Consider the following 17,826-nt stretch of genomic DNA (forward strand, 5'->3'; position numbering starts at 1 on the left):
CCCGTTGCGGCGATCGCGCCAGCGTCGCTCGACCCCCGCCGGGTGCGTGCGACCGACCCGAGCGGCGCGGCATGCGGTGTGCACACGGGGTGTGCACACGGGATGAGCAGCGGAGCCGACGGGGCGTCGAGATCGGCTGAAGAGACGCGGCAAAGGATCGTTTATGTCAGAGCGCAGAAGCCAGGTCGATGATTTCACTCGGCTCACCGAGGAGGATTTCACGCGGCTCACGCAGGAGACCGAGCGGCTCGCGAAGCACGTCGAGGATCTCCGGCACCGGATCGCCGCGACGACCGCGAAGCGGCGCGCGTCCTCCGGCACGCTCCCTGCGCAGAGCGCCGCCCCGTGCGCACCGCCGCACGGGTCCCCCTCGGAGCGGACGCACAACGCGACCCCGGAGCGGCCGTGCGACGCCGCCGCGGAGCGGCCGTATGACACCGCCGCGGAACGGCCGTATGACGGGCCACCGGAGCGGCCGTATGACGCCGCCGAAGAGCGGACGCACGACGCGGCGTCGGAGCGGCCGCTCCGCGGAGCGACGGAGAGGCCGCCCCCCCGTCACTCTCCCTTTCCCGAGCGCACCTCGTGCCTCGCGAACGTGTCGCGATGGCTGCCGCCGCTCAGGACTGCGAGAGATGCCATGGAGTCGGGCGTCCATGAGAGGGTGGGAGAGGCAGGGCGTTACAGCATCATCACGCCGCGCAACAAGCCGAGCGATCTCCCGACGAGGCGCCGCTCGCCCAAGTCCGACGTGGCCTGAGGCGCCGGCTCGGAGGGCCGCAGCGCCGGCGCGGGGGCCGCTTCCGCCGGTGTCCCGCCGCGGCTTCACGCGCGCGCTCGGCCGACCGCGCGCCGCGGACGCGCGCGCCTTGCGCGCCGCACGCGCGTGCTGCGTGCTGCGCGTGGCGCGAAGCTTGCCCGGCTGAGCGCCTGCTAGTAATACGAGCCCATGCTGCTGCGCGGTGGGAGCAGAAGCGCATGGCCGACGTGCCATGAAGCCTGAACCCGAGGGGACCCCGACGGCCCCCTCGCGGCCTTTCAGCGAGGGCCCCGCTCCTCGGCGGCGGGAAGCGTCGCGCGGAGCCCGAGCGCAGCCTCGATCGATGACGCCGCCGTCCAGGCGAGGGGGCCTGTCCTCCTGCCGTCCTCTCGCGCGGCGCCCTGGGCTCACGCCGGGGCACCGGGTCCGACGACGGCCTCCAGCGCCCCTGGGCCCCTCCGCGCCCGGGGCGCGCGCTCATTTCCCTTCTTATTGACCGATCGGTCCTGCCCGCAGGCGGGACCAGGAGAACAGCGGCATGGAGCAGCGAAGCGACCTCGACAAGGCGGCCCGCAAGGCGAGAGCCGGCAATGGCAAGAGCAAGAAGGCCGCGTCCGGGGATGGGCTGCAGCACGGCGCCGCGCGCGCGAGGAAGGCCCGCCCGGCCGAGCGCCCCCACGCCGCCGCGCCGCTCGAGAGCGACGAGCTCGACCGGCGGACGCTGCTGATGTCGCTGACGGGCCTGAAGAAGGGCGATTTCTCGGTGCGGCTGCCCGTCCACTGGCTCGGGCTCGACGGGAAGATCGCCGATACGTTCAACGATGTCGTCGAGCGCAACGAGAAGCTCGCGAAGGAGCTCGCCCGCCTGAGCCGCGCGGTGGGCAAGGAGGGCAAGCTCTCCCAGCGCGCCTTCATCGGCGAGGTGAGCGGCGCATGGGCCGACGAGATCGCGTGCATCAACGCGCTGATCGGCGATCTCGTCCACCCCACCGCCGAGACGGCGCGCGTCATCGGCGCCGTGGCCAAGGGCGATCTCTCGCAGACGATGGCCCTCGAGGTGGACGGCAGGCCGCTCGACGGCGAGTTCCTCCGGACCGCCAAGACCGTCAACACGATGGTCGAGCAGCTCGGCTCCTTCGCCTCCGAGGTCATCCGCGTCGCCCGCGAGGTCGGCACCGAGGGCAAGCTCGGCGGGCAGGCCGACGTCCGCGGCGTCGCCGGCAGCTGGAAGGACCTCACCGACTCCGTCAACTCGATGGCCGGCAACCTCACCTCCCAGGTGCGCAACATCGCCGCCGTCACCACCGCCGTCGCCACAGGCGATCTCTCGAAGAAGATCACCGTCGACGTCAAGGGCGAGATCCTCGAGCTCAAGGACACCATCAACACGATGGTCGACCAGCTCCGCTCGTTCGCCTCCGAGGTCACCCGCGTCGCCCGCGAGGTCGGCACGGAGGGCAAGCTCGGCGGACAGGCCGACGTCCGCGGCGTCGCCGGCACCTGGAAGGATCTCACCGACTCCGTCAACTCGATGGCCGGCAACCTCACCTCCCAGGTGCGCAACATCGCCGCCGTCACCACCGCCGTCGCCAACGGCGATCTCTCGAAGAAGATCACCGTCGACGTGAAGGGAGAGATCCTGGAGCTCAAGAACACCATCAACACGATGGTCGACCAGCTCAACTCCTTCGCCTCCGAGGTCACCCGCGTCGCCCGCGAGGTCGGCACCGAGGGCAAGCTCGGCGGGCAGGCCGACGTCCGCGGCGTCGCCGGCACCTGGAAGGATCTCACCGACTCCGTCAACTCGATGGCGTCGAACCTCACGGCCCAGGTGCGCAACATCGCGACCGTCACCACCGCCGTCGCCAAGGGCGATCTCTCGAAGAAGATCACGGTCGACGTGAAGGGAGAGATCCTGGAGCTCAAGAACACCATCAACACGATGGTCGACCAGCTCAACTCCTTCGCCTCCGAGGTCACCCGCGTCGCCCGCGAGGTCGGCACCGAGGGCAAGCTCGGCGGGCAGGCCGACGTCCGCGGCGTCGCCGGCACCTGGAAGGATCTCACCGACTCCGTCAACTCGATGGCCGGCAATCTCACCTCCCAGGTGCGCAACATCGCCGCCGTCACCACCGCCGTCGCCAACGGCGACCTCTCCGAGAAGATCACGGTCGACGTGAAGGGAGAGATCCTGGAGCTCAAGAACACCATCAACACGATGGTCGATCAGCTCCGCTCCTTCGCCTCCGAGGTCACCCGCGTCGCCCGCGAGGTCGGCACCGAGGGCAAGCTCGGCGGGCAGGCCGACGTCCGCGGCGTCGCCGGCACCTGGAAGGATCTCACCGACAACGTGAACTCGATGGCGGGCAACCTGACGAACCAGGTGCGCGGCATCGCCAAGGTCGTGACCGCGGTCGCCAACGGCGATCTCAAGCGCAAGCTGGTCGTCGACGCCAAGGGGGAGATCGCCGCGCTCGCGGACACGATCAACGGCATGATCGAGACGCTCGCGACGTTCGCGGATCAGGTGACGACGGTGGCGCGCGAGGTCGGCGTCGAGGGCAAGCTCGGCGGGCAGGCGAGCGTGCCCGGCGCGGCCGGCACGTGGAAGGACCTCACCGACAACGTGAATCAGCTCGCGGCGAACCTCACCACGCAGGTGCGCGCGATCGCCGAGGTCGCCACCGCCGTGACCAAGGGCGATCTCACCCGGTCCATCAAGGTCGAGGCGCAGGGCGAGGTCGCCGCGCTGAAGGACAACATCAACGAGATGATCCGGAACCTCAAGGACACGACGCTGAAGAACAGCGAGACGGACTGGCTCAAGAGCAACCTCGCCAAGTTCTCGCGCATGCTCCAGGGGCAGAAGGATCTCCTCACCGTCGGCCGGAGGATCCTGTCCGAGCTGGCCACCGTCGTCACGGCGCAGCAGGGCGTCTTTTACATCATGGATGCCGCCCGCGAGGAGCCCGTCCTGAAGCTGCTCGCGAGCTACGCGTTCAAGGAGCGCAAGCACGTCGACAACCAGTTCAAGCTGGGCGAGGGGCTCGTCGGGCAGTGCGCGCTCGAGAAGGAGAAGATCCTCCTCGTCAACGCGCCCCACGACTACATCACGATCACGAGCGGCCTCGGCGACGCGCCCCCGGTGAACATCATCGTGATGCCGGTGCTCTTCGAGGGGCAGGTGAAGGCCGTCATCGAGCTCGCGTCGCTCGAGCGCTTCAGCCCGACCCACCAGGCGTTCCTCGACCAGCTCACCGAGTCGATCGGCATCGTGCTCAACACGATCGAGGCCAACATGCGCACCGAGGACCTGCTCAAGCAGTCCCAGTCGCTGGCGCGCGAGCTCCAGAGCCAGCAGGAGGAGCTCCAGGAGACGAACGCCGCGCTCGGCGAGAAGGCGCGCCTCCTGGCGGAGCAGAACGTGGAGGTCGAGCGGAAGAACCACGAGGTCGAGCAGGCCCGCCAGGCCCTGGAGGAGAAGGCGCGCCAGCTCGCCCTCACGTCCAAGTACAAGTCGGAGTTCATGGCCAACATGTCCCATGAGCTCAGGACCCCGCTGAACAGCCTCCTCATCCTGTCGGACCAGCTCTCCAGGAACAACGACCAGAACCTCACCGCGAGGCAGGTCGAGTACGCGAAGACGATCCACGCTTCAGGCACCGATCTCCTGGGGCTCATCAACGACATCCTCGATCTCACGAAGATCGAGTCGGGCACCGTCGTGGTCGACGTCGGAGAGATCAGCTTCACGGACCTCTCGGACTACGTGCGCCGCACGTTCCGGCACGTCGCCGAGGCGAAGAAGCTCGATTTCGAGCTCTCCTTCTCGTCGACGCTGCCGACGTCGATGTTCACCGACGCGAAGCGGCTGCAGCAGGTGATCAAGAACCTGCTCTCCAACGCCTTCAAGTTCACCGAGCGCGGCAAGGTGGTCCTGGAGGTGACAGTGGCCCGCGGCGGCTGGAGCCGTGAGAACGAAGTGCTCAGCCGGGCCGATGTGGTGATCGCCCTCTCCGTCCATGACACAGGGATCGGGATTGCGCCGGACAAGCAGCAGATCGTCTTCGAGGCGTTCCAGCAGGCGGACGGCAGCACGAGCCGCAAGTACGGCGGCACCGGGCTCGGGCTCGCGATCAGCCGGGAGATCGCGGGGATGCTCGGCGGCGATCTCACGCTGGTCAGCGCGCCGGGCCGCGGCAGCACGTTCACGCTCTACCTGCCGCGCACCTTCCGGCCCGTGCGGGCGGCGCGGCGGCAGCCGACTCACGTCCTCGACGCGCCGCCGTCCATCGATGATGCCGTCCACAGCAGCCGGCCGTCGGATCGCACGTCCGCGAGCGCGGACGTCCAGATCATCGACGACAGCGAGAGCGTCCGCCCCGGCGACCGCGCGATCCTGATCGTGGAGAACGACACCGTGTTCGCCCGCTTCCTCGTGGATGTCGCGCGGGAGCACGGCTTCAAGGCGGTCGTCGCGCTCCGCAGCGCGACCGCGCTCGCGCTGGTGCGAGAGATCCAGCCCGCGGCGATCACGCTGGACATCAACATGCCCGACGTCGACGGGTGGCGCGTGCTCGACTGCCTGAAGCGCGATCTCTCGGCGCGGCACATCCCTGTCCAGGTGATCACGACAGAGACGGAGGAGGAGCGGAGCCGCGCGCGGCGGATGGGCGCGGTGGGCCTGCTCAACAAGCCGCTCAGCAGCAGGACGGCGCTCGACGAGGCGTTCGCGCGGCTCGCCGGGCTGATCGGCTCGCCGCGGCGCCGGCTGCTCGTCGTCGCGCCGGACGAGGCCGCCTTCGCCCCGGTGACCGAGCTGCTCGGGGACGCGGAGGCCACGGTCGCCAGCGCGACGACGGCCCAGGAGGCGCTCGACGCGCTCGATCGCGAGGCGTTCGACGCGATCGTGATCGACCTGCACCTGCCGGACATGCCCGGCCTCGAGCTCATCGAGCGCCTCGATCGCGCAGGGCGCTTCGCCGATCTCACGGCCATCGTGTACGCGCCGGCCGGCGTCGCCGGGGACGACGAGGCGCAGCTCTCCCGGCTGGCGCAGAAGCTGCCCGTGAAGCATGTCCAGTCGAGAGAGCGCCTGCTCGACGAGATTACGCTCGCGCTGCACCGCCGGCTCTCGGATCTGCCGGAGCCGACGCGGCTCATCGTGGAGCAGCTCCACGAGTCGACCGCCGCGCTCGCCGGCAAGTGTGCGCTGATCGTCGACGACGATTTCCGCAACATCTATGCGCTGAAGACCGTCCTCGAGAGCTACGGGATGACCACCCTCACCGCCGACACGGGGAAGGCCGCCATCGAGCTCCTGGGGAGCACGAGCGGGATCGACGTCGTGCTCATGGACATCATGATGCCGGAGATGGACGGATACGACACGATCCGCGCAATCCGCAAACAGCCGGTATTCCAGACGCTACCGATCATCGCCGTCACGGCGAGGGCGATGAAAGGCGACCGGGAGAAGTGCCTGGAAGCGGGCGCGACCGACTACATTTCGAAGCCGGTCGACACGGAGCAGCTGCTGGCGCAGCTCCGCATCTGGCTGCATCGCTGAGCTCGCTTCATCTCCCGTCACCGCTGCTCTCCGCACCACGCCCTGCGATCGCCCCCGAGCACGCCCGGCGGTTTCGTCTGCGCTGCAACGACGCCTCAGTGTGGCGCACCTGCGCAAGCTCTTGCGCGGTACACGGGCGATCGACCGCGCAGAGTACCGAGCATTTCCCGCATTTTCATTTGGCATGCCGCCTGCTGTCGCCTGCTGTGGCGATGTGGGTTTCCAGAATACAGGCAGGGCGCGCGCGAGGACGTTCGTCGGGAAAGGAGCTGTAGGTGAGGCCAAAGCTGGTGACCGGTCTTGTCAGGACGTGGTCGGACGCCGAGAGGTCGGTTGAGCGCGTGATGAGCTGCGGATACACGCGTGACGCCATCAGCCTTGTCATGAGCGGTGCGGGGCGCGACCATCGCGCCGTGGACGGAACCGCGGGCGCGGCGGCGGACGTCGGTGGGGCGGGGGCGGCCTCGACCGCGCTCGTGGTGCTCGGCGCGGGCGCGGCGTTCCCTGGCCTGGGGCTCGTGGCGGCGGGGCCTATCGAGGCTGCGCTCGCCGGAGCTGGCGCGGGCGGCGCGGCCGGCGGGCTCGTCGACGCGCTCGTCAGCGCCGGCATTCCGGAGCACCGGGCGAGCATCTACGACAGCGGCCTACGACAAGGCGCGATCCTCGTGGGCGTAAATGCTTCCTCCGAGCGAGATGCAGAGATCCTGGAATTGATCCTCGAGTATGCCGGCGCCGAGGACGTCCGGAGCGAGAGCTCGCAGCGGCGTCCTTACGACAGCTTCATCTGAGCGGTCGCGGGAAGGCGGAAGGCACGTGGCAACTTGCCTCGCTGAGGCGCGCTGCCGCTGACGCGCCCGTGCAGGGTTTCAGGAGCTCCCCGAGCGGTTCGCCTGGCACACGCGATGCTCCAGACTCGTCGCGTGGCGAGCGGCGGATGGCCGGAGCAGACGGCAGGAGAGCGCATGTCGAGCAACATGACCCAGGCGTTCGAGCACACCTCAGGGGAATGCTTCGAGGTCGACACGGTGGTGGGCGAGAAGTACCAGCTCCTCCGCAAAGCGGGAGAGGGCGCGATGGGGTCTGTCTGGGTCGCCACGAACACGGCGCTCGAGGCCAATGTGGCCATCAAGGTGCTGCGGCCGGAGATGCGCTCTCCCGCGATCGCCGAGCGCCTGCTGCGCGAGGCGCGGGCCGCGGCGAAGCTCAGCCACCCCGGGATCGTGCGTGTCTTCGATCTCGGCAAGACCGCGGACGGCACCCCGTACATCGTGATGGAGCTCCTGGAGGGCGAGGCCCTCCGGGACGTGCTCTGCCGCGAGCGCCGGCTCGCTCCCGAGGTGGCGCTCGCGATCCTGCTGCCGGTCGCGAGCGCGATGCACGCGGCCCACGAGCGGGGCGTCGTTCACCGGGATCTCAAGCCGGACAACGTGATGCTCGCGAATCAGGGCGACGGGCGGATAAGGCCCAAGGTCGTCGATTTCGGGATCGCGAAGGTGACGTGGACCGAGCCCGAGTCCGGATCGACGGGCGCGGCCGTGATCGGGACTCCGCAGTACATGCCGCCGGAGCAGGCGCTCGGGCAAGGCCACATCGATCATCGAGCGGACATCTGGGCGCTCTGCACGATGCTGTACGAGGCGATCGCGGGTGAGACGCCGTATGCCGGGGAGCACGGGTTCGGGACGCTGCGCGCGATCGTCCAGGATCCGGTGCGCTCGCTCGTCGAGCGGTGCGGCTCGGATCCGGCGCTGTGGTCGATCATCGAGCGCGGGCTGCGCAAGGATCCGGCGGATCGCTGGGGGAGCATGCGCGAGCTGGGCAGCGCGCTCGCGACGTGGCTTGTCTCGAGGGGAGTCTCGGAGGACGTGTGCGGCGCGTCGCTCCGCGCGCAATGGCTGGACGAGCGGGCCAGCCAGATCCCGTCGCCGTCGCCGCGGCTGAATGCGGTGAGCTCCGCGCCGACGCTGCACTCGCGCCGCGCGGACGACTCCCTGGAGCTGCAGCTGCCCGTGACGGCCGCGCAGAGGGCGCCGGGGGCGGCGGCTGCGGCGGGTCACAGCGCGCCGGAGGCGGCGGAGCGCAAGGGGATCGAGGAAAGCGGGGAGCGCGCGTGGTCCGAGGCGACCGCGATGGTGAATCTGCCGGGGGCGGCGTCTCCGTCGCCGCGGTCGTCGTGGCGGGAGCGCTTTCCGCTCCGCGGCGTCGCGGCGGCCGGGCTCGTGGCCCTGGCGGGAGCGGCGGTGTGGAGCGTCGCGCTGGGCACGGCGGGTCGCGCAGGCGAGTCGACGCCGGCGCCGCCGGTCCAGCCCGTGGCGATGATCGCCGCGGCGCCGTCTCCGGCGCAGCCACCGCTCGAGGTGAGCTCCCATCCGACCGGCGTGGCGCACGGGAGCGTGGCGCCGCCGGTCGGACCCACGGCGCCGCGCCCGGCGCGCGCGCTGAAGGCCGCGGTCCCCGCGCCTCAGGCGCCAGCCACGGCCGCCGCGCGGGCTGCGATCGCGGCGCCGGCGGCGAACGCGCCAGCCGCGACCGGGAAGCCGCCGGCGCCAGCGGCGAGCGCGCCGCCCGGGTCGTCCGGGCCCAGCGCGGGCCCGGAGGCGCCGGCCTCGACGGCGCAGCCGGTCGCCGCCGGCTCGGCGCAGGCGCCAGGGAGCGCCGCCTGTCCGGCTGGCGGAGACCGGGAAGGCGGGGAAGCGGCCTGCCCGCCGGCCGCCGAGGCGTCGACGAGCGCCGTGGAGGTCTACGATGACGCCGGGACGACCGAGAAGGAGCCGGGCGTCCACCGCCGTCCGGCGACCACCGAGGAGGCGCCGCCGGCCGCGGATGCCGGCGCAGCGGAGGGCTCTTCGAGCGCTCCAGCGGCGCCGTAGCGGCCCGGATGCCGGCCCGGCGGGCGGGTCTAGACGCCGAGCGCCTGCAGGAACCCGCCCTCACGCTCGGCCTCGGGGAGCGCGCCCGCATAGCGAGGCTCCACCAGGTCGAGGCCGAAGCTCCACAGCGCGTTGCGCACCTGCGCGAAGGGGCCCTGCCTGGGCAGGTTGTCGAGGCGTACAGCCTCGCTCCGCCCGAGGTCCTGCTCGAACAGGCGGGCCGCGTCCCTCACGAAGGCGGGCTGCTTGACGATGAGGTTCGCCTCGCTCACCCACCTCAGGCTCGTCGAGTTCGCGTTGAAGGTCCCCACCGTCGCCCAGTCGTCGTCGATCACCGCGAACTTCGCGTGGAGCATCGACGGGAGGAACTCGTGGATCTGGAGCCCGTTCTCCAGCCATGACGTGTACCGCGCGAGGCTCGCGTGGCGGATGGCCGGGAGGTCGGAGTCGCGCGGCACGATGATCTTCACGTCGATCCCGCGGCGCGCGGCGTCGATGAGCTCGCGCTCGAGCCCGCGCGGAGGACAGAAGTACGCGTTCTCGATCCACACCCGCCGCCTCGCCGCGCGCACCCGCGCGAGGTGGCGCTCGTAGATGACCGCGGGCGGCGTGGGCGCGTCGGTGATGAACTCCACGTCGTCGTAGACGCCGCCCGTCCAGTAATCGAAGGAGCGCCCCGCGGCCTCGTCGGCGAGCATCCAGCGGCACTCGAACGCCCGCGCCATGTCGGTCACGCAGGGCCCCATCACCCGGCTACAGACCTCGTGCCAGCCGTCGCCGCCCTCGTCGCGCGGCAGCCACTCGTCGGCCCACGCAGCGCCGCCGACGTACCCGGCGCCGTCGATCACCACGATGCGCGAGTGCTCCCGCGGGAACAGGGCGCCCCCGCGGAGGACGGCGCCCAGCGGCCTGTAGGCGCGGGCGCGGATGCCGCGAGCCCTCATGTCCTCGAAGAACGCCGCCGGCGTCGTGTGGCTGCCGAGCGCGTCGTACAGGAGCCGGACATCCACGCCTCGCCGCGCGGCGCTCGCGAAGGCGTCGGCGAAGCGACGACCCATGAGATCGTTGCGGTAGATGTACGTGGAGATCCATATCCGCTCCCGGGCGAGCGCGATGTCATCGAGGAGCGACTCGAGCACCCATTTCATCCCGGGGAGGAGGCGCGTCGTGTGGAGAGCGCCCCCTGCCGCAGCGCGACCGGTGCTGGAGTCCGCCCTGGAGCCTGGAAACGTCGGCGCCGAGCAGGTCATGTCGAGTCCCGAACGCCGGGCGGCTGCAGCTCGATTGCCACAGCGGCCCGCGCGCTCACCGCCGTGGCTCAAGCAGCCCGTGTGCCACATCGCCAAGGCGCGATCGCGCAGGGAAGTCAGCAACAGGAGGCTCACCACGTGGCAAAGCGCCACGCTCACGGCGCCGTCCGCGGCGCCTGCGGGGCAAGCGGCCTCTCCGGCGCAGCGGCTGTCCTCGCGAGCGGGCCGCGCGTGCGCGAGCGGGCCGCGGCACCAGTCTTGAAAGCGTGGGCGCGATGATCCCCGCCGCCCGCGAGCTCTCCGCTCCTCGGCCCGCCCGGACGCGCACCAGGTCGCGCCGGGCGCCGTCCGAACCCGAGCCCACACCGCCGTCCGCGCCGCCCCTGGGGCGCCGCTTCGCCCTGCATCCCCTGCACGCGATCGGCGCGTTCGCGCTCGCCTGCGTGGCCGCGAGCGCCTTGTTCATGCACGCGCTGGAGACGCGCGAGGCGACGGCGCAGGGGCTCACCCTGCGCGTCGCCTACCCCGAGCGGATGCGCTTCCGCGACATGGAGCGGATCACGTTCGACGTGGAGAACACGGCGGGCGAACCCTGCCGGGCGGCCGCCCTCACGCTCGACGAGGCTTACCTGGACAGCTTCGAGGAGCACCACACCACGCCTGCGGAGGCGGCGTTCGGGCGCTTCGCGCTGGGCGACCTCGCGCCCGGCGAGCGCCGCCGGATCGACATCGAGCTCCGCGGCGAGCGCAGCTGGCTCGCCTCGGGCAACGCGACCCTGTCGTGCGGTGGGGAGCGCGGCGTCCACGTGCCGCTCCGCACGTTCATCTTCCCCTGAGATCACCATGGAGACCGTCGCCCGCGTCGCCGTCGTTTATGTGTTCCTCGCCGCCGCGTTCCGCGTGCTCGGCAAGCGCGAGCTCAGCTCGATGTCGCCGTTCGAGCTCGTCACGCTCATGCTGATCCCCGAGATCGTCTCTCAGGCCCTCGTCCGCGAGGCGTCGCTCGCGAACGCGCTCGCGGGCGTGTCCACCGTCCTCGTGCTCGTGTTCCTGACGTCCCTCCTGACGCACCTCGTCCCGAAGGCGTCCAAGGTCATCGACGGCTCGCCCACGGTGCTGGTCGCGAAGGGCCGTATCCTGGAGGAGGCGTGCAATCGCGAGCGGATCCAGCCGGAGGAGATCCTGTCCGAGATGCACAAGAGCGGGCTGGAGCACCTCTCCCAGGTGCGATGGGCCATCCTGGAGGCGGACGGCGCTCTCACCATCGTCCCGGAGCAGGGCCACGCCCTGCCCGTCGCCCGGGCCAGGACGCGGGACGAAGGCGTGTGAGCGGCGGTCAGGCCGGGCGGCGCCGGCGGCTGCTGTCCGAGGGAGCGGGCGGCGCGGGCGGCTGCTGTCCGAGGCGGCGGGAGGCGCGGGCGGCTGCTGCCAGAGGGAGCGGGCGGCGCGGGCGGCTGCTGTCAGAGGGAGCGGGCGGCGCGGGCGGCTGCTGTCAGAGGCGGCGGGCGGCGCCGGCGGCTGCTGTCCGAGGGAGCGGGCGGCGCATGCGGCTGCTGTCCGAGGGAGCGGGCGGCGCATGCGGCTGCTGTCCGAGGGGGCGGGCGCCGGTCGCGGCTGCTGTCCGAGGGGGCGGGCGGCGCGGGCGCCCGGCGCCGCGGAGGCTCTCAGCCCGGCGCGACGGCTGGGGTCTCCGGCGGCGGCGACGGCGACTCCCCGGTGCCCTCCTTCTCCTCCTCGGCGGCGGGCAGGGCGCGCGGCGGGTTGCGCTCGAGCAGCGCCAGGAAGGGAGCGCGCAGCGCTTCCAGGTGCTCGCGGTGCTTGCCGTTCGGCGTGTGCTCGATGAGCCAGTCGATCTCCTCGTGGATGGCGTTGAACGCCGTCCTGCAAGCGACCATGGTCTCCCGGATGCGCTTCGATCGGGGGGCTGCGCGCTTCTGGCCGGGGCCCCGGCCGAGGCCCTTGGCGAGGGCCGCCGTTGCTTCCTCGATGCGCTTCAGGTGCGCCGCGGCGCCCACCTTCTTCACATCGGCGGCGAGCGGCGCCCTCTCCGCGATGGCGACCTGGTGCCAGCCGAAGTCCACCTCGGCGTCGTACCCATAGCCGGCCTGCTCGGTGCCCGCCCCCGCGAGCAGGGCCCCGCGGAGCCGAACGGCCGCGTCGCGGTGCGCGGGCTCTCGGTGCTCCGCGGCCGAGCCGAGGAACATGTGGAGCGCTCGCTGCGAAGAGTCCCACTCCGCGTCGAGCTCCGCGAGCTCCGCGGCCGATGCGACGCCGAGCGCCTCGTCGAGCCCCGCGATCGTCCACCGGACGCGCGTCTTCCACACGACCGGGCGCGGCGCTTCGAGGAGCAACGCCGCCGGAACGCGGCTCGGCACGTCGTACTTCTCTATCGAGACGCTCTTCCAGACCCCTTGTTCGAGCTCGCGCGCGAAGGCGCTGAACGCCTTGTCCGTAACATAGCTGTATCCGTAACCTGCCACGGATCCCTCCTCCTTCCCCTCCGTCTGAAACCGGGGATTTTAGCGGCACGCGACGTCTCCCGCGCAAGCGCTCTTTCGTCCGCTCCTCCGCCGGTTTCTTGCTCCGTGCGGAGGGCGTTTTCGTTTCCAGGGAGGCCACGCCGGACGCCGGCCAGCGTGACGGGGGTGGCCGCGCCGGCCGGCGTGGGTCGGCGGCGTCGCCAGCTCGTTGCCGCTCGCGGTGCCGCCAGCGCGTGTTCCCCCGAGGTCCAGCCGGCCGAACCGGCGCACGGACGGCGCCTCGCCGGCTCGTTCTTTCTTCGGCTCCGGCGCACGATTTCGCAACGATCCGGGGGACCTTGCCGGACATAGTAAATAGTACAGTGGAGGGAGCTCCGCTCATGTCCGCCTCGCGCTCGCCCGCAACCGGATCCGGAGGATGAATCGCGCCGTGCTGCCGCTCGCCGCCTCGCTCTTCCTGGCGGCGCCCGGGGCGCTCGCGCAGGGCGCGCCGCGCGGCGCGCGGCTGTCCTACACGCGGGGGCCTGGCGCCGAGGGGTGCCCAGAGGAGCCGAGCCTCCGGGCGATCGTCGCGAGCCAGCTCGCCGGGGTCGACCCGTTCGTTCACGACGGCGCGCGGCACATCGAGGTAGTCGTCCAGCGCAAGGGGACGGCGTTCCAGGGAGAGATCGTGCTCCATGACCGCGATGGCCGGGAGCTCGGCCGCCAGGAGCTCTCGAACCCGATCTGTGGCGTGCTGGTGCAGCACATCGGCCTCTCCCTCAGCATCTTCATGCGCCCGTTCCTGCCACCACGGCCTGCACCGGGGGGCGCTCCCACGCCGCCCTCAGGGCCGCCGCCCCCGCCGGCGCCGGAGGAGGCCGCTCCATCCGTCTCGCCGGACGCGCCGTCCAACAACGCAGCGTCGCCTCCGCCGGCGCCGGGGGAGGCCGCTCCATCCGTCTCGCCGGGGGCGCCACCCAAGGCGCCGGCCTCGAAGCCGCCCCACCCGGTCGCCGCGCCGGCCCGACCCGTTCCGCGCCCGGGGCCGCCGCCGAAGCGCCCTCGCCTTCAGGTGGGCGCCGGGGTGCTGCTCGGGGCCGGCGTGGCGCCCTCCGTGGCGGTCGGGTTCTCGGGGTTCGCCGGCGCCCGCTGGGAGAGGTTCTCGCTCTCGCTGGAGGCCCGCGGGGATCTTCCGATCGCCGAGCCCTACCGCGGCTGGACCATCGGCGTGTCGGGGCTGAGCGGCTCGCTCCTTCCCTGCGGTCACGCGGACTGGTTCTTCGGGTGCGCCCTCGCCATGGCAGGCGCGGTGTGGCACGTCGACGTCAGCACCGGCAGGGAGCTCGCGCTGCCCTACGCGGGGCTCGGGCTTCGCGCGGGGCTGGAGGTGCCGCTTTCGGCCCGCCTCGCAGGGCAGCTCAGCGGCGACCTCTTGATCAACATACATCGGACGCACTTTCGACCGGTCGATGGCGCAGGGTGGAAGACGGCGCCTATCTCGCAGGCGGTGGGGCTCCGTCTGGTCGCTTTCTTCTGACCCTCCGTGCGGTTTCGCGAAGGATCGGGCGCGCCTGGTAGGGCCATTCCCATGAGGCGGCTGCGAGCGCGGCGCGCGGGGGTCGCGGCTGCGCCCCTCGCGGGCTGCTACCTCCCTGGCGAGCCCACTGTTGCGCGCGGAACGAGCCGCCGACTCAGGCCGGTACAGAGCTGGTGCGGTGACAGCAGAACGTCGCCGCCGCGGCCGGCGCGATGCCGCCGACCGGCTCGCCGCCGAGCGGTTCGCATCGTCCGGGCTCAAGGCTGACGACGCTCACCGATTTGCTTCCGAGCGCTGTCCCCGCAGCGATGGTTCCGCAACCGGGGGCGTCGGCCGTGATCACCAGGCCCGCGACGAGCTGCGAGCACCCTTCGTCGTTGAACGCGGAGGCCAGGACGCTGCACGTCGCTCCGGTGGGCTCGGTGCAGCCGCAAGGAGCGCAGCCGCGTGTGTCCTCGACGCCGTCGTAGAAGACGTGCCGGTCCGGGTACGTGGTGGGGCAGTCCTGCTCTCCCTCGCGGTGGATGCACGTGAGGAATCCCTCGGGAGGCGCGGCGTCGCCGATCGGCGGTGCCGGCGTGCAGGTCATGCCCGGATCCGCGCACGGGGGGGACGCGTTTCCAGTACACGCCCGTGCGACGATCGCGAAGCTCTCCGCCGGGGCGGGCTCGTCGGGGTTCTCCGGCGGCTCCGCGACCCTCGGCGCGCAACCTGCGGAGACGACACGAGGCGCCTGGATCGCGAGCGACTGCACGCACGGGGCGCCATCGCAGGTCCGTCCGGCCTCAACGGCATTGACCGAGGTGCAGGTCCCGTCCCACCCAGCCGGGGCAGCGAACGAGATCGCGGGAGCCTCGGGGCCGCCGCAAGGGAAGCTGGTGTAGGCGTTCCATTCCGCCGGCACCTCGCACCTCGCCTCGGGCGGGTCGCACGCGCAGGTGGGGCACGGGCGCGGGGCCGGAGCCGCGAAATCCGCGTAGCCCTTGTAGCCGACGATCGGCGCGGTCGCAGGGCAGCTCGGCACGCCGTCGGCGGAGCCGATCCAGAGCAGCGCCGGCTCGGACCACCCGAGCGGCTCCTTCGGTACGCACTGCCCTGCGCAGACCTCTGCGGCCGGGATCAGGTCGCCAAAATCGGGCGTGACGGCGACGTCCGTGTCGTCCTCTGCCGCGCAGTCGTCGCCGCCATCGCCACCACCGTCGCCGCCGCACCCGCCAGTTCCGCCGGCGTCGGGGGGCTCGAGCACCTCACAAGGCGTTCCCTTGGGTCCTCGGTCCTCATCCCACGGGCAGAAGTACGCCGTCGACGTCCCGCATCCGCCGGACACGACCCCGATACCGAGCCCGAGCGTGCTCGCACAGCAAACCGCCACGATCCCACCCTGCCAACGTCGCGCCCGCGTCGCCATCGCCGCTCCTCATGATCTGCGGCGCTGTCGAGGTCGCGCCGCGGTAAGTGCGGCCACGCTACCAGGGAACCCCAGGGCGCCGCCAGACCGACCCCGGGCAGACCACCCCGGTTCGATCGCATTACAAAGAGCGAGGTCCTTTTCTCATCTTTCTCCAAGCGACAGCCCGCGTCGCCCTTCACGAGGGCCCGAACTGTCCCCGTCGTGCGCCCGTCCCCCACCTGCCGCCAGAACGAGCGCTCTGGCACCCTAGGGTTACGCGGGCCCGTCGATTGTGCAGCGAGAAGCGGGGCAGTCCCGGAAACCGCTCCCATGAAGACCCCGTTGCCAATCCCTCCCCGGCGGCAGGGCCGCCGCCTGTCCTCCGATGCGCCGGGCCCCCGGACGCGCCGCCGCGCATGCAGCGCGCCGATCGACGTCTTCCACGTCGCTCCGATCTGCATCACTCGCGTCGTCCGCCGCCCCGCAACCTGGCGCTCCCAGGAGGGCAGCCACGGCCAGGGCGATCTTGCTGCGCGGAGCCACCTCCGGCGCAACGGGGAGCGTTGCGCGGGAGTTACAGCGCGAACGTCATGCCAGGGTGTCTGCCCCGCCTGCCCCAGCAAGAGGGACGAGCGGACCGCGCGAGATGCGGCGCCAGGAGCCCGCCTGGCCGTGCGCCCCCACCAGCAGACGAGGGGAGCCAGCGGCGGTCTGGCGCTCGGTCACCTTCTCTTATCGCGCACCAGACCGTCCTCGGACGAGGCGACGCCGCCGCGCCTTTCCGCATCGTGAGACGGCACTAGACTCCGGGCATGTCTGACCCGGACCAACTCATCCCGGAAGAAGAAGAGGATCTGCTCGACTGGGCGTCGATGGCCAAGCTCTACGCCGTCGGTTACATCCGCATCCTCGCCGACGCGATCGAGCGCGGCGACGCCGATCTCCAGGTGGATCCCGTGGCATGGGAAAACACCCTGATCGCCATCGAGGAGGCGATGGTGGAGCACATTCGCGGTCGCCTGCACGGGCCTACACCCATCACCGTGGAAGACGTCGAGCGGATGCGGCGACTCCGCGGACTAGGTTCCGCTGCGCTCTCGGGCGGTGAGCGGTCGCCCGAGCTCTGCCCGCTCGCACTTCGGTGCATGGAGTGTCTGTTCGGACGGAAATGGAAGCGCGCGGCGCGCGTGGCCGCGTTCTACGCGCGCGCTCTCAATCAGGAATTCCACCCTCGTAGCGGCACATAAGGGGAACCATGCCGAGGAATATACAGCGATCTCCGTTTTCGTAATAGTACCAGCAGCTGCTGGCCAGGCGGAGGGATCTGCATTGCCACAGCACTCCAGTTTTGACGTCGCCTTTGTACGGGTGTTTTCGTCCGGCCGGGCAAGATATTCCTGCCTCGGCGCATCGCGTCATGCAGTCGGCGCCGTGCTCATGTCTCTTGCAGCGGATGATCTTGGGCGTGCCGATCGCCTCCGTTTCGGCTGTGGGACCGTTCTCCGCTTCGTCCTCAAGTGTGATGTCGCCGGCTTCTGGAGCACTTGTTGGCGTATCGATCTCCGTCTCAGAGAAAGTCTCCGATGGGTGCATGACACAAGATGCAACACATAGAGCGACTCCATGGAGAGAAACGAGGGCGGCAACCGTTGAAACGATTCGCATGGTACCGGCGATTGACGCAAGCACCGGGCCCACATCCGTCGAGTGGGACGGTGCCATGCGGCAGGGACATCTAGTGTCCATTCTGGGATTGAAGGACGAGGAGAGTCCGCAGGAGTGGACATTGTCCGGGGTGTGAGCGCGGTCGCGTTACCAGGGACCCCCAGGGCGCTGCCAGACCATCCCGGGTAGACCGCCTCCGGTTTGATCGCATTACGAAGAGCGAGGTACTTTTCTCATCTTTCGCCAGACGACAGCCCGCGTCGCCCTTCATAAGGGCCCGACCTGTCCCCGTGATCGAGCGCCCGTCCCCCGCCTGCCGCCGG

At 71.0% G+C, this 17,826-nt stretch carries 11 protein-coding genes; 8 read left to right on the forward strand and 3 right to left on the reverse strand.

From position 1 onward, the window contains the following. The first annotated feature begins 163 nt into the window (after positions 1–163). The 4 genes from WME73_RS28470 (at position 164) to WME73_RS28485 (ending at position 9,199) form a co-directional block, all read left to right on the forward strand. Positions 164–760 carry a hypothetical protein gene (locus WME73_RS28470; RefSeq protein WP_437911568.1) on the forward strand — a complete coding sequence of 199 codons (597 nt, stop codon included), beginning with the start codon at positions 164–166 and terminating at the stop codon, positions 758–760. A gap of 538 nt (positions 761–1,298) precedes the next feature. Continuing rightward, on the forward strand, positions 1,299–6,329 hold the full coding sequence (locus WME73_RS28475) for a HAMP domain-containing protein (RefSeq protein ID WP_437911569.1): 5,031 nt from the start codon (positions 1,299–1,301) through the stop codon (positions 6,327–6,329). A gap of 275 nt (positions 6,330–6,604) precedes the next feature. After that, a complete protein-coding gene (locus tag WME73_RS28480; RefSeq protein WP_437739534.1) occupies positions 6,605–7,117 on the forward strand; it encodes a hypothetical protein in 513 nt (170 codons plus the stop codon). Between the two features lie 114 nt (positions 7,118–7,231). Beyond that, positions 7,232–9,199 (forward strand): serine/threonine-protein kinase, encoded by a 1,968-nt coding sequence (locus WME73_RS28485; protein ID WP_437911570.1) that lies wholly within the window; start codon positions 7,232–7,234, stop codon positions 9,197–9,199. 29 nt (positions 9,200–9,228) lie between these two features. On the opposite strand, the gene WME73_RS28490 is transcribed toward WME73_RS28485, so the two are convergent. Continuing rightward, entirely contained in the window at positions 9,229–10,449 is a 1,221-nt protein-coding gene (locus tag WME73_RS28490; protein WP_437911571.1) for a phospholipase D-like domain-containing protein, read from the reverse strand. A 275-nt stretch (positions 10,450–10,724) separates the two neighbouring features. On the opposite strand from WME73_RS28490, the gene WME73_RS28495 reads away from it, so the two are divergent. Beyond that, positions 10,725–11,285 (forward strand): hypothetical protein, encoded by a 561-nt coding sequence (locus tag WME73_RS28495; RefSeq protein ID WP_437911572.1) that lies wholly within the window; start codon positions 10,725–10,727, stop codon positions 11,283–11,285. Between the two features lie 7 nt (positions 11,286–11,292). After that, on the forward strand, positions 11,293–11,778 hold the full coding sequence (locus WME73_RS28500) for a DUF421 domain-containing protein (protein WP_437911573.1): 486 nt from the start codon (positions 11,293–11,295) through the stop codon (positions 11,776–11,778). 335 nt (positions 11,779–12,113) lie between these two features. Here WME73_RS28500 and WME73_RS28505 read toward each other — a convergent pair whose 3' ends face one another. Next, positions 12,114–12,929 carry a hypothetical protein gene (locus WME73_RS28505; RefSeq protein WP_437911574.1) on the reverse strand — a complete coding sequence of 272 codons (816 nt, stop codon included), beginning with the start codon at positions 12,927–12,929 and terminating at the stop codon, positions 12,114–12,116. 418 nt (positions 12,930–13,347) lie between these two features. Between WME73_RS28505 and WME73_RS28510 the strand changes: the two genes are divergently transcribed. Next, entirely contained in the window at positions 13,348–14,448 is a 1,101-nt protein-coding gene (locus WME73_RS28510) for a hypothetical protein (protein ID WP_437911575.1), read from the forward strand. 154 nt (positions 14,449–14,602) lie between these two features. Here the strand turns inward: WME73_RS28510 and WME73_RS28515 are convergent, their stop codons facing one another. Next, a complete protein-coding gene (locus tag WME73_RS28515) occupies positions 14,603–15,820 on the reverse strand; it encodes a hypothetical protein (RefSeq protein ID WP_437911576.1) in 1,218 nt (405 codons plus the stop codon). Positions 15,821–16,650: 830 nt separating this feature from the next. Between WME73_RS28515 and WME73_RS28520 the strand changes: the two genes are divergently transcribed. After that, entirely contained in the window at positions 16,651–17,085 is a 435-nt protein-coding gene (locus WME73_RS28520) for a hypothetical protein (protein WP_437911577.1), read from the forward strand. The last annotated feature ends 741 nt before the right edge of the window (positions 17,086–17,826 follow it).

Source organism: Sorangium sp. So ce302, assembly GCF_051530145.1.
Lineage (GTDB): Bacteria > Myxococcota_A > Polyangia > Polyangiales > Polyangiaceae > Sorangium > Sorangium cellulosum_B.

Excerpts from the sequence above, each read along its gene's own strand:
- WME73_RS28470 (WP_437911568.1), top strand. The coding sequence starts at position 164 with ATGTCAGAGCGCAGAAGCCAGGTCGATGATTTCACTCGGCTCACCGAG.
- WME73_RS28475 (WP_437911569.1), top strand. The coding sequence starts at position 1,299 with ATGGAGCAGCGAAGCGACCTCGACAAGGCGGCCCGCAAGGCGAGAGCC.
- WME73_RS28485 (WP_437911570.1), top strand. The coding sequence starts at position 7,232 with ATGCTCCAGACTCGTCGCGTGGCGAGCGGCGGATGGCCGGAGCAGACG.
- WME73_RS28490 (WP_437911571.1), bottom strand. The coding sequence starts at position 10,449 with ATGACCTGCTCGGCGCCGACGTTTCCAGGCTCCAGGGCGGACTCCAGC.
- WME73_RS28495 (WP_437911572.1), top strand. The coding sequence starts at position 10,725 with ATGATCCCCGCCGCCCGCGAGCTCTCCGCTCCTCGGCCCGCCCGGACG.
- WME73_RS28500 (WP_437911573.1), top strand. The coding sequence starts at position 11,293 with ATGGAGACCGTCGCCCGCGTCGCCGTCGTTTATGTGTTCCTCGCCGCC.
- WME73_RS28510 (WP_437911575.1), top strand. The coding sequence starts at position 13,348 with ATGAATCGCGCCGTGCTGCCGCTCGCCGCCTCGCTCTTCCTGGCGGCG.
- WME73_RS28520 (WP_437911577.1), top strand. The coding sequence starts at position 16,651 with ATGTCTGACCCGGACCAACTCATCCCGGAAGAAGAAGAGGATCTGCTC.